This window comes from Microbacterium jepli (assembly GCF_047237905.1).
GTDB lineage: Bacteria > Actinomycetota > Actinomycetes > Actinomycetales > Microbacteriaceae > Microbacterium.
Window position 1 is genome coordinate 563,649 of sequence record NZ_JBDFLW010000003.1, and the last position, 11,822, is coordinate 575,470.

The following is an 11,822-nucleotide window of genomic DNA, read 5'->3' on the forward strand; positions in this document are numbered from 1 at the left end:
TGTGCACGCCAGGGGCGGACGCCGGGGCGACCGCCGGGCGCAGACGCAGGCCCTACCGGGCTGGCCGGGTGTGTCGGGCCGGGGAGATGGAACCGGGCAGACGGGGAGACGTCGCGGGCAGTCCGCGCCGGGCGGGACAGGCCGGCGCCGGCCGGCGCGGCAGGGTGACGTCGGTCCGGCGGCGGCCGGGTCAGGCGCGAGCGGCGTCCGCCCGGACCGCGGCGACGATGTCGGCGGGGGACCCATGCCAGGGGGTGCCGTGACCGGGCAGCACCCACGCGGCGGACACCTCCGCGAGGCGGTCGAGGGAGGCCAGCGCCTCGGCGGGGTCGTCGGTGAAGGGCGCGGGCTGGGCGCCGGCACGGCCGGTCGTGACGTGTCGCGTCGTGAGGGCGTCGCCGACGAAGACGGCGTCGGCGACCGGGACGTGGACCGCGATGCTGCCCGGCGAGTGGCCGGGGAGGGAGATGATCCGCGGCGCGCCGGGGAGGTCGAGCACGTCGCCGTCGGCGACCTCGGTGACGGCCGTGAGCGGAGGTACGCGCCAGCCGCGCTTGCGCAGGGAGTAACCGAAGAAGCCGGCGGTCGGCGCGAGCCGCATCTTCGGCATCTCCGTCTTCGGCTTGTCGCCGCCCATCGCCCGGGCGGCGTCACCCGAATGGACGAACACGGGTACGCCCGCCTCGGAGCGCAGCCGCTCGGCGAAGCCCAGATGGTCACTGTCTCCGTGCGTGACGACGAGTCCCCGGATGTCGGCGAGTCCGCGCCCGATCGCCACCAGCTCCGCGAGCAGGTCGTTCCAGTGACCGGGCAGGCCCGCGTCGACGACCGTGATGCCGTCGTCGGTCACGACGAGGTAGGCGGCGACGATGTCGTTGCCGATGCGATGCAGGTGGTTGTCCAGCTTCATGGTGTCCTCCGGTTGATCATGGCTACGGTACGTAGCTATGATGGCTTATGTCAATAGCCATGAGGAGCGATCATGCCGACACCCGACCGCACGTCCCGTGCCGAGATCGTCGCGGCCGCGGCATCCGTCCTCGAAGCGGGCGGTGTGCCGGCGGTCACCATGCAGGCTGTCGCCGCTCGCGTGGGTGTCCGTGCGCCGTCGCTGTACAAACGGGTCCGCGACCGGGACGGACTCCTCCTGCTCGTGGCGGAGGATGCCGCGGATGACCTCACCGCGCGGCTCGCCGCCAGCGAGCGTGACCTGCCGGCCTACGCCCGGGCGTTCCGGGAGTTCGCCCGCGCACGGCCGGAGGGGTTCCGGCTGATCTTCGCCTCGTCCGACGCCGCCGAGGCGACCGAACGCGCGGCACGACCGGTCGTCGACGCCTGCGCGGCGATCGTCGGCGCCGAGGCGGCCCTCGACGCCGCACGGCTGTTCACCGCGTGGGCGGTCGGCTTCCTCACGATGGAGCTGCTCGGAGCCTTCCGCCTGGGAGGCGACGTCGACCAGGCATTCGCCTACGGCATCGCGCGGCTCCTCGACGGCCTGGCCGCCGACGCGTCTGACAAGGGCGCCGCCCGCTGAGCAGCGACAGGATGGGTCACCGCGCGCGGCCGGATTACGCCTCGGGCCAGGTGCGTCCCGCCCACGGGTTGTAGTCCGCGATCAGCTCCTCCTGCGCGGGGCGCTCGGCCTCGGGGATGTGCTGCAAATTCACCCGCACGCGGTACCAGAGCGAGCTCGAGCCGCGCATGCCGTCGACGAGGACGTCGGCGGGATGCAGCATCCCGGCCGCCTCCGGATGCGTCGCCCGCCACTGCTCCATCGCGTCGAGCGCCTCCGGCTTCGTCTTCGTGCGGGCGACCTCGATCAGCGGCATCGTCGACGCCCGGCGGCCGGAGCCGTCGCCCGCGCGCGGCGGCTTCTCGGCCGGTCCGAGCTTGGCGGCCAGCGCGAGCAGTCCGTCGAGCGTGCCGACGGCGTCGTCCATGCCCGCGTGCGGGTCGCCGATCTCGGCGTAACGGGCGGGCACGGTGAGCGCGGTGAACTCCTCGGGACGGCGGTCGCGCACCTCGTCCCAGTGCAGCGGCGTCGACACCCGGGCATCGGCGAGCGGCCGGATCGAGTACGCGGATGCCACGGTGCGGTCCTTCGCGTTCTGGTTGAAGTCGACGAACACGCTCTCGCCGCGCTCCTCCTTCCACCATCGCGCGGTGGCGAGCCCGGGAGCCCGGTTCTCCACCTCGCGGGCGAGGGTCTCTGCGGCGAGACGCACATCGGCGAACGTCCACTGCGGCGCGATGCGCACAAGGATGTGGAGGCCGCGCGAGCCGCTCGTCTTGGGCCAGCCGACGAGCCCCATATCGTCGAGCACCTCGCGTGCGACCATCGCGACGTCGACGATCTGCGACCAGCCGACGCCCGGCATGGGGTCGAGGTCGACGCGGAGCTCATCGGGATGATCGAGGTCCTCCGCACGCACGGGGTGCGGGTTGAGGTCGAGGCAGCCGAGGTTGACGACCCAGGCGAGGCCCGCGGCATCCCGGATCACCGTCTCCTCAGCCGACGTGCCCCGTGCGTACTGCAGGGTCGCCGTGTCGATGAAGTCGGGGTGGTTCTCGGGCACGCGCTTCTGGAAGAACGCCTCCTGCGAGATGCCCTTCACGAAGCGCTTGAGCACCATGGGGCGCCCGCCGGCTCCGCGCAGCGCGCCGTCGGCGACCGAGAGGAAGTACCGCACGACGTCGAGCTTCGTGATGCCGGGCTCGGGGAAGACGACCTTGTCGGGGCTGGAGACGCGCACCTCGTGCCCGTCGATCTCCAGGAACTCCTCTTTGCGCGCGGCCATCTGCCGAGGCTATCCACGACCGGCGACACGGGCGAGACCTTGACGTCGCAGCCGGGAACGCGGAACGGCCGCCCGGTGGACCGGGCGGTCGTTCTGGAATCGGATGCTGCGGCTAGTTGTTGCCGCGGGCGATCGCGAGGATGCGCAGGATCTCGACGTACAGCCACACCACGGTGACCATGATGCCGAAGCCGCCCATCCAGCCGTAGACGCGGGGGGCGCCGTTGCGCACGCCCTGCTGCACCTGGTCGAAATCGAGCACCAGCGAGTACGCGGCCATGATCACGACGAAGACGCCGATCAGGACGCCCCACGGGATGCCGAACAGCGGGCTGGGCTCGCTGCGGAGACCGAAAGCGCCGCCGGCGATCGGCGCGCCGAAGATCATGAGGCCGAGGTTGATGAGCGAGAAGACGAGGTACCCGATCATCGCGATCATGAAGATCTTGGTGGCCTTCTTCGAGGCACGGATGCGCCCGCTGGCGAAGAGGGCGAGAGTGACGCCGACGACGACCAGCGTCGCGAGTGTCGCCTGCACGACGATGCCCGAGTAAAGGTACTCGAAGAACGCCGAGATGCCGCCGACGAACAGGCCCTCGAAGGCCGCGTACGCGAAGATCAGCGCGGGGCGGACCTTCTTGCGCGAGGTGAAGATGATGACCATCGACAGGACGAAGCCGACGAGCGCGCCGATGACCCAGGGGAGGGCGTTGATGCGCGTGTCGGCCGCCGGGGCGAGACCGCCCAGGGTCCACACCCAGCCGACGGCTGCGGTGACGAGCAGGACGGCGAAGAGGCTCACCGTCTTCATCACGGTGTCTTCGATCGTCATGCGGTCGGTCTGCACGGCTCCGGCGGACGGAGCGGCGTACATGCCCTCCATCTGCGCCTGGGCGGCCATGTTCACGCCGGCGTGCTGCGCAGCGGCGGTCGGCGCCGACGGCGGCGTCAAAGACGGGTAGGCCTGTCCGGCACGTCTGTCCTGGAAAGCGGGGTTGTTGAACGCGGGGTTGTTGAGGGCCACTGCTCTCACACTCCAAAGTCGGTCTGTCTCAGCCCGGTGCTGTCCCTCAAAGATAGCCGACCTGCGTACGGTCGCACCTGATCACGGCTGGGATTCGGCCCAGAGCGTACCCGCGACGGCGAGTGGATGCCGCGGCTCCGCCCGTACCCTGGACGCGTGCCACGGACCCCTCCTCTCGTGATCGGACACCGGGGGGCGCCCGGGTATCGGCCCGAGCACTCGCGCTCGTCGTACGAGCTGGCCCTGGCCCTCGGCGTGGACGCCGTCGAGCCCGATGTCGTCCCCACGCGCGACGGCGTGCTCGTCGTCCGGCATGAGAACGAGGTCTCGGGCACGACCGACGTGGCCGATCGACCCGAGTTCCGCGACCGCCGCGTCACGAAGACCGTGGACGGCGAGACGCTCACCGGCTGGTTCACGGAGGACTTCACGTGGGCGGAGCTGTCGACCCTCCGCTGCCGCGAGCGCCTGCCCGGCCTGCGGCCGGGGAACACGATCTTCGACGACACCGAGCCGGTGCTGAGGCTGCGCGACGTGCTCGACCTCGTGCGCGACGCCCGCACCGGCCGCGAGGTCGGCGTGGTGCTCGAGATCAAGCACGCCACCTACTTCTCCGGCATCGGGATCGATGTCGCCGCCCTGGTCGAGCACGAGCTGCGCGCGGCGGACTGGGCCGACGGCGCGCATCCGCTCGTCGTGGAGTCGTTCGAGCTCGAGGTGCTGCGGCAGGTGCGACAGCGCGGCATCCGCGCCACATGGATCTACCTCCTCGAGGAGACCGGGGCGCCTGCCGACCTTGCGGCCGCCTACGGGCCGGCGGCCGCGCCGTACGCGCAGACCGTCACCCCGGCGGGACTCGACGGCCTCGTCGGGGTCGTCGACGGCATCAGCGTCGATCGCCGCATGATCCTCGACCCCGACGCGCACGACCGCCCGCGAGGGCCGGCGGCCTTCGTCGCGGAGGCGCACGCGCGCGGCCTCCGCGTCTACACGTGGACCTGCCGGCCCGAGAACGCCTTCCTCCTCACGCCCTTCCGCACGAGCGCCGATCCGGCGGAGCTCGGGTGCTACGAGCAGGAGTGGGCGGTGATCCGGGATGCCGCGATCGACGGCGTCTTCGTCGATCACGCCGACCTCGGTGTCGCTTTTTTCCGCGGATGAGCGCCGAAACCCGACGCGATCGGCCCTTCCGCGAGTCCCGGCCGCCGGCACCGCAATAGAGTCGGCCTATGTCGCAGAACCGGGATGAGCCGGCGCGGGCCGGTGTCGGCCGGCGCGGGTTCATCGCGGCATCCACTCTGCTGGCCCTCGGGCTGACGAGCTTCGACCTCGCCCGGCTGGCCCAACCGGCCACCGCCGTGGCCCCGTTCTGGGGGTATCCGATCCGGGCCTACGGCACCGTGAGCACGATCTTCAACCCCGGTCAGACGATCACCAAGGACGAGCGGGCGCACGACGGCATCGACTTCACGAACTCCGTGCCCGGATCCCGCAACGGCGACCCGATCTTCTCCGTCGCCGACGGCATGGTGCTGGCGTCGCAGTCCGGCGGCGCCTACGGCAACCTCGTGATCATCCAGCACCAGGACGGCTGGCGCAGCCGCTACGCGCACACGACCGCCGGCAGCCTGATCGAGAAGGGCATGCCGGTGAACCGCGGTCGCAAGATCGCCACCATCGGTGCGACGGGCAATGCGACCGGTCCGCACCTGCACTTCGAGATCCTCAACGACGGGGTGCTGCAGGACCCCTGGCCCTTGATCCGGAACGCCCCCCTGCCGGGGCTAGGAAACACGTATTCTCGCGATCTGACGGAGGCTGACATGTCCGTGCAACTGTGGCTGTACACACCCACGAACTCGCTCATGCTCATTGACCACATGAACATGACGATCCGCAACCTCGGCAACGTGCCGTCGGTCGAGCGGGATTTCTTCTCGTCGGGCGCCTTCTCGTACCGTCCGATCGGCGAGCCGGCGTGGACGAACACCTTCAAGAACTTCACCTACGTGAAGGTGCCGAACGTCGTCAACCAGCCCGCCACCTAGGAGCGGTGACCGTCGACACCCTGCGCGTCGGTCCTGTCGCCTTGGCCTGGGAGGTCGCGCCGACGGACGATGAGGCGGCGGTACACCGGGCGGCCGCGTGCCTGCCCGCGTCTCAGGCGCGACGTGCTGCGGGGCTCTCCGGCGCCCGGGCTGCGACCTTCGTCACGGGGCGCCGGCTCCTCGTCCGGCTCGCCGCCGATCTGGAACCCGGCGCCGCGCTCGAGATCGACACGGGCTGCACGACGTGCGGCGAGGACCACGGGCGCCCACGCGCGGTCGGTGCGCCGCTGGCGTTGAGCGTCGCCTACGCCGGCCCGCTCGTCGTCGCCGCGGCGGCGCGGCGGGAGGAGGTCGGGGCCGTGGGCGTCGACGTGGAGCGGGAGAGCGGCGCCGTGGACCTGAGCGGCCTCGCGCCGGCGGGTGCGAGCGGTCTGGTCGGGTGGACGCGCATCGAGGCGGTGCTCAAGGCCGACGGCCGCGGCATCCGTCTCGATCCGGGAGAGGTGCGCATCGACCCGACCGCGCCCGGACCGCTGCTGCGCCAGGCGACCGCGCGGCTGCCGGGCCGCGACAAGGGGATCGAGGTCGCCACCGTCACGGGCCCCGCGGCGCACCTGCTCAGCGTCGCGGTCATCGCCGCGCGCGGATGAGCGGGCGGATGCGGCGGGTCAGGCGACAGGCAGGGCCGGCAGCGCCGTCTCCTCGAGCCAGGGGCGCAGCAGATCGCGGGCGGCCGCGCCCGACCGCTCTGCGACGAGGGCGGTGAAGTCGGCCGTCGTGGCCGTCCGGCCGCGGCCGGCATCGGTCCAGGCGCGCAGGATCGCGAAGAACGCGTCGTCGCCGACGGTGAGGCGCAGGGCGTGGAGCGTGAGCGCGCCGCGCTTGTAGACGCGGTCGTCGAACATCGTGTCGGGCCCGGGGTCGGCGAGCACGAGGTCCTGCGGCAGCCGGCGCAGGCGGGCGTGGTGGGCCGTGGCCTCGGCGTGGGCCGACGGACCGCCGGAGCGCTCCGACCACAGCCACTCGGCGTAGCAGGCGAACCCCTCGTTCAGCCAGATGTCGCGCCACTGCGCCAGGCCCACGCTGTTGCCGAACCACTGGTGGGCCAGCTCGTGGGCGATGAGGCGCTCGAGACCGCCGAGGCCGTCGATGTGGTTCGCCCCGAAGATGCCCATGCCCTGCGCCTCGAGCGGGATCTCGAGGTCGTCGGCCGTCACGACCACCGCGTACGCCGGCGAGGGGTAGGGGCCGAAGACCTCCTGGTACACGGCCATCATGCGGCCGAGGTCGGCGAAGTCGGCGTGCACCCGCGAGGACAGCGGGCGGGGGTAGTGCAGCTCCCCGTGCACACCGTCGAGGTCGAGCGTCTCGGTGACGTAGTGGCCCATCTGCACGGTCACCAGGTACGTCGGGGTCGGGGTGACCCACTCGAACACCCACGCGCGGCGGCCCCGCACCGTCGCCACCTGCACGAGCGGACCGGCGGCGACGTCGTAGCCGGGGTCGGTCGTGAACGACAGACGGTAGGTGGCCTTGTCGGAGGGCACGTCGTTGCAGGGGAACCAGGTCGGGGCGCCCGTGGGCTGCGAGGCGACGATCAGGCCGTCTTCGAGCTCCTCCCACCCGAGCGTGCCCCAGCGCGTGCGCCGCGGCCGGGGCGCACCGCCGTAGGCGATCTCGACGTCGAACCCCTCGCCCGCGCGGAGCGGCCGCGACGGCGTGACCTTCACCTTGCGGTCGCTCTGCGTGAAGCGCGCGCGGGGATCGCCGCCGAGGCGGACCTTCGTCGCCCGCAGCCCGACGAGGTCGAACGTCAGGGCGGCGGCGTCGCTCACGACCGTGCCGGAGATGCGGGCCGTTCCCGTCAGCCGGTTCGTGGCGATCCGGTAGTCGAGCTGCAGGTCGTAGTGCGACACCGAGATGGCGGCATCGCCGCTCTGCGGCGTGTAGGCGTCGACGCTCATGCGTCGGCGGCCTGGTAGGCGCGGACCTTCACCGCCCGCCAGGGGCCGATCGGGTTGCCGCTCCAGCGGCTGCCCACCGGCACGTCCTCGCCGCGCATGACGAGCGACGCGGGGCCCACCGTCGCGTCGGCGCCGATGGTCGCGGCCGGCAGCACCACGCTGTGGGGGCCCAGGGTCGCACCCGGTCCGAGGGTCACGGTGTCGATGCTCATCACTCGATCATGGAACAGATGCGTCTGCACCACGCACCCGCGGTTCACCGTGGCGCCGTCGCCGAGCGTCACGAGGTCGGGTTCGGGCAGCCAGTAGCTGTCGGTCCAGACGCCCCGGCCGATCTTCGCGCCGAGCGAGCGCAGCCAGATCGCCAGCGCCGGCGTGCCCGCGGCGGAGTTCGCGAACCAGGGCGCGGCGACCATCTCGGTGAAGGTGTCGGCGACCTCGGTGCGCCACACGAAGGACGACCAGAGCGGATGCTCTCCGGGGCGGATCGCGCCCACGAACGTCCACTTCGCGAGGGTGGTGATCGCCGCGGCGACGGCTCCCGCCAGGAGCAGCACGGCGCCCGACAGCAGCGCCGCGACGAGAGGCCCCCACCGCTCGCTCAGCGAGCCCAGCGTGAGGAGAACGGCGAGCCCGAGGGCGCACGTGACCACGACGGGGATCAGCCGGCACAGCTCCCACAGGGTGCGGGCGACGCGGAGACGGCGGGCGGGACGGTACGTGCGCTCGAGGTCCGCGTCGTTGACGACGCGGCGGAGGCGCACGGCCGGCGAGCCGAGCCACGACGACCCGGGCTTCGCCTTCTCCGGAGCCACCGAAAGCACGGCGACCAGGCCGTCGCGCGGCACGCGGTGCCCGGCGCCGGCCATCCCGGAGTTGCCGAGGAACGCGCGCTTGCCGATGCGCGCCGGCCCGATCCGCATGCGTCCGTGGCGGAGCGCGTAGGTGGCCACCATGGTGTCGTCCGCGAGGAAGGCGCCGTCGTCCACGGTGGTCATGGAGGGGATGAGGAGCACCGTGGATGCTTCGACGTCGCGTCCGACGGTGGCGCCCAGCATCCTGAGCCAGACCGGGGTGAAGAGACTCGAGTAGATCGGGAAGAGGGTGGTGCGGGCGGCGTCGAGGATGCGCTCGGTCGTCCAGGCCTGCCAGGCGATGCGCCCGCGTACGGGGTGGTCGCCCTCGACGAGTCCGATCGCGAGCAGTCGCACGGCGATCACCACGACGCCGGCGAAGACCACGCCCGCCACGAGCACCGCCGGTACGAGCCAGGCCAGGAGCGCGGGGATCGCGTCGGCGATGGACACCGCACCGCGCATGCCGGCGGCCAGCACCAGCGCGCCGGCGGAGAAGGCGACGAGGGGCAGGAGCGCGAGGCCGGTGGAGGACGCCGCGTACGCCCACAGCCACCGGCGGCGGACGGGTGGGCGGGGGAGGTCATCGGGGGTGGCCGACCCGACGCGGACGGCCGGCGAGCCGGCCCACTGCTGGCCTGCGCGGACGCGCCCGAAGACGGCGGACCCGGGGGCGATCTCGGCGCCGCGGCCGATCTTGGTGCCGGGCGCGAGGGTGCTGCGCGACCCGATCACGGCTCCCGCGCCGATGCGGATGCCGCCGATGCGGACGGTGTCGCCGTCGATCCAGGAGCCGGTGAGGTCGACCTCCGGTTCGATGGCGGCGCCGGACCCCACCTCGAGCATGCCCGTCACGGGCGGGAGGGTGTGGAGGTCGACGTCGCGGCCGATCTTCGCGCCGAGCGCCCGCGCGTAGTAGGTGACCCAGGGGGCGCCGGCCATGCCGACGGGGTCGATCTGCCCGGCCACCTGCTCCGCGAGCCAGAGCCGGAGGTGCACGCCGCCGCCGCGCCGGTAGTCGCCGGGACGGACGCCGGCCAGCAGCAGCCGGGCGGCACCGGCAGACAGGGCCATGCGACCCAGCGGCGTGGCGAACACGAGGAGCCCCGCCACGATGACCCACAGCGGCGCGTCGGGGAGGAAGGCGAAGCCCGGCACGAGCTGGAGGATCCAGCTCGCCGTGAGCAGCCAGAGGAGCCAGCGGATGCCGCTCAGCACGAACAGGGGCACCCCTGCGAGGGTCTGCACCCACTGCATGATGCGCGGGGTGGGGGAGGCGCTGGTGAAGACGGCGGGCTCGCCGTCGTCCTCCGCGGACTCTGCCTCGACGGCCTCGGCCATCTTGGCGAGGCGCGGCAGGTCGTACACGTCGGCCATCGTGAACTCGGGTGCGCGGGTGCGGATGCGCGACACGAGCTGCGCGGCGGCGAGCGAGCCGCCGCCGAGCTGGAAGAAGTCGGCGTCCGGGCTGCCGGGACGGATGCCCAGCACCGCGCCCCACTGCTCGGCGAGCCATGCGGCGGTGCCGGAGAGCTGAGAGCCCTCGCCGTCCGCGTCGGTGAGGGGCCAGGGGAGGGCGGCCTTGTCGACCTTGCCCGACGTGCGCACGGGCAGGTCGTCCACGGTCGCGAGGAGGGGGATGAGGGGCGCGGGAAGGGTCTCCGCCAGCTCGGCACGAGCCCGGCCCCGGTCGAAGCCCGCGTCGGGGACGACGTAGCCGACGAGGAGCGCGACCCCGGCGGTCGAGCGCTGCACGACCACGGTGGCGGCCGAGACGTCGCTGAGCGACTGCAGGGCCGCCTCCACCTCGCCCAGCTCGATGCGGCGGCCGCCGATCTTCACCTGGTCGTCGGCGCGGCCCTGGAACACCAGACCCGCCGCCTCGGCGCGCACGAGGTCGCCCGAGCGGTAGGCGCGATCCCAGCCCAGCGCGGGGAAGGGCGCGTACTTCTCGGCGTCCTTCGCGGGATCGAGGTAGCGGGCGAGCCCGACCCCGCCGATGATGAGCTCTCCGACATCACCCTCGGCCACCGGCATCCCGTCGCCGTCGACGACCGCCAGCGCCCAGCCGTCCAGCGGCAGCCCGATGCGCACCGGTGCGGTGCCGTCCATGAGTGCCGCGCAGGCCACGACCGTCGCCTCGGTGGGGCCGTACGTGTTCCAGACCTCGCGGTCGTCGCCGATCAACCGGGCCGACAGCTCGGGCGGCAGCGCCTCGCCGCCGAAGATGAGCAGGCGGATGTTCTCGATCGCGTCCTGGGGCCAGAGGGCCGCGAGGGTCGGCACGGTCGAGACGACCGTGATGCTGTGGCCGACCAGCCACGGGCCGAGGTCCTCGCCCGAGCGGACGAGCGCGCGGGGCGCCGGCACGAGGCATGCTCCCGACCGCCACGCCAGCCACATCTCCTCGCAGGAGGCGTCGAACGCGACCGAGAGTCCCGCCAGCACGCGGTCGCCCGGGCCGAGCGGCGCGCTTCGCAGGAAGAGGCGCGCCTCGGCGTCGACGAAGGCCGCGGCCGAGCGGTGCGAGACCGCGACGCCCTTGGGCACACCCGTCGACCCCGAGGTGAAGATGATCCAGGCGTCGTCATCGACGGAGGGCGGCGGCACGATCAGCGTCGCGCTCGAGGAGGGGTGGGGCGCGTCGCCGGCGAAGAGGCCCCCGGCGTCGCGCGCGGACGGTGCGGGGTGCTCGGCGGGGGTGAAGACACCGCGGGCGCCGATGACGCCGCGGACGCGCGCCTCGCCGAACACGAGGTCGGCGCGCTCCTGCGGATCGTCGGCGTCCACCGGCACGTAGGCCGCGCCGGCCGCGAGGATGCCGAGGATCGCCACATAGAGCGCGCGGTCGCCCGAGGGCATGCGCACGCCCACCCGGTCGCCTCTGACGACCCCGTGCTCGTGCAGGCGCGCGGCCGTGCGCCACACCTGCGCCAGCAGCTCCGCGTAGCTGAGGGCGCCGTCGGCGTCCTCGAGCGCAGAGGCCTCGGGATGCCGCGCCGCGGTGTCGCGGAGGATGTCGATGAGTGTGCGCGGCGGCGACGCGGCCGACGTGCGGTCGAACGCCTCGATACTCGGCGGGGTCGCCATGTGCTCTCACACGCCTCTCGGGATCGCGCCGCCGGTCGGCGACG

Annotated in this window: 9 protein-coding genes; 4 read left to right on the forward strand and 5 right to left on the reverse strand. The window is 72.8% G+C overall.

Annotation, left to right across the window (positions count from 1 at the left end):
* Positions 1-190: 190 nt before the first annotated feature.
* Positions 191-910 carry an MBL fold metallo-hydrolase gene (locus ABC304_RS03285; RefSeq protein WP_412928924.1) on the reverse strand — a complete coding sequence of 240 codons (720 nt, stop codon included), beginning with the start codon at positions 908-910 and terminating at the stop codon, positions 191-193.
* Between the two features lie 72 nt (positions 911-982).
* On the opposite strand from ABC304_RS03285, the gene ABC304_RS03290 reads away from it, so the two are divergent.
* Positions 983-1,534, forward strand: coding sequence for a TetR/AcrR family transcriptional regulator (locus tag ABC304_RS03290; protein ID WP_412928927.1), 552 nt, complete (start codon positions 983-985; stop codon positions 1,532-1,534).
* A 34-nt stretch (positions 1,535-1,568) separates the two neighbouring features.
* Here ABC304_RS03290 and ligD read toward each other — a convergent pair whose 3' ends face one another.
* Positions 1,569-2,798, reverse strand: coding sequence for a non-homologous end-joining DNA ligase (ligD, locus tag ABC304_RS03295; RefSeq protein WP_412928928.1), 1,230 nt, complete (start codon positions 2,796-2,798; stop codon positions 1,569-1,571).
* 112 nt (positions 2,799-2,910) lie between these two features.
* Positions 2,911-3,822, reverse strand: a complete 912-nt coding sequence (locus ABC304_RS03300; RefSeq protein ID WP_412929055.1) for a Bax inhibitor-1/YccA family protein — start codon at positions 3,820-3,822, stop codon at positions 2,911-2,913.
* Positions 3,823-3,978: 156 nt separating this feature from the next.
* Here ABC304_RS03300 and ABC304_RS03305 point away from each other — a divergent pair, with 156 nt between their 5' ends.
* The 3 genes from ABC304_RS03305 (at position 3,979) to ABC304_RS03315 (ending at position 6,520) form a co-directional block, all read left to right on the forward strand.
* Positions 3,979-4,983, forward strand: coding sequence for a glycerophosphodiester phosphodiesterase family protein (locus tag ABC304_RS03305; RefSeq protein WP_412928929.1), 1,005 nt, complete (start codon positions 3,979-3,981; stop codon positions 4,981-4,983).
* Between the two features lie 68 nt (positions 4,984-5,051).
* A complete protein-coding gene (locus ABC304_RS03310; RefSeq protein ID WP_412928931.1) occupies positions 5,052-5,870 on the forward strand; it encodes a M23 family metallopeptidase in 819 nt (272 codons plus the stop codon).
* A 5-nt stretch (positions 5,871-5,875) separates the two neighbouring features.
* Positions 5,876-6,520 (forward strand): 4'-phosphopantetheinyl transferase family protein, encoded by a 645-nt coding sequence (locus ABC304_RS03315; protein WP_412928933.1) that lies wholly within the window; start codon positions 5,876-5,878, stop codon positions 6,518-6,520.
* A gap of 18 nt (positions 6,521-6,538) precedes the next feature.
* Here the strand turns inward: ABC304_RS03315 and ABC304_RS03320 are convergent, their stop codons facing one another.
* Together ABC304_RS03320 and ABC304_RS03325 are read right to left on the reverse strand one after the other, a co-directional pair.
* Complete coding sequence (locus ABC304_RS03320; RefSeq protein WP_412928934.1) at positions 6,539-7,834, reverse strand: M1 family metallopeptidase; 1,296 nt, start codon at positions 7,832-7,834, stop codon at positions 6,539-6,541.
* Positions 7,831-11,778 (reverse strand): Pls/PosA family non-ribosomal peptide synthetase, encoded by a 3,948-nt coding sequence (locus tag ABC304_RS03325; RefSeq protein ID WP_412928936.1) that lies wholly within the window; start codon positions 11,776-11,778, stop codon positions 7,831-7,833. Before ABC304_RS03325 ends, ABC304_RS03320 begins: the two co-directional genes overlap by 4 nt.
* Positions 11,779-11,822: the final 44 nt, after the last annotated feature.

Bases quoted from the DNA above. Each gene is read 5' to 3' on its own strand.
- ABC304_RS03285 (WP_412928924.1), bottom strand. From the start codon at position 910: ATGAAGCTGGACAACCACCTGCATCGCATCGGCAACGACATCGTCGCC.
- ABC304_RS03290 (WP_412928927.1), top strand. From the start codon at position 983: ATGCCGACACCCGACCGCACGTCCCGTGCCGAGATCGTCGCGGCCGCG.
- ligD (WP_412928928.1), bottom strand. From the start codon at position 2,798: ATGGCCGCGCGCAAAGAGGAGTTCCTGGAGATCGACGGGCACGAGGTG.
- ABC304_RS03310 (WP_412928931.1), top strand. From the start codon at position 5,052: ATGTCGCAGAACCGGGATGAGCCGGCGCGGGCCGGTGTCGGCCGGCGC.
- ABC304_RS03320 (WP_412928934.1), bottom strand. From the start codon at position 7,834: ATGAGCGTCGACGCCTACACGCCGCAGAGCGGCGATGCCGCCATCTCG.
- ABC304_RS03325 (WP_412928936.1), bottom strand. From the start codon at position 11,778: ATGGCGACCCCGCCGAGTATCGAGGCGTTCGACCGCACGTCGGCCGCG.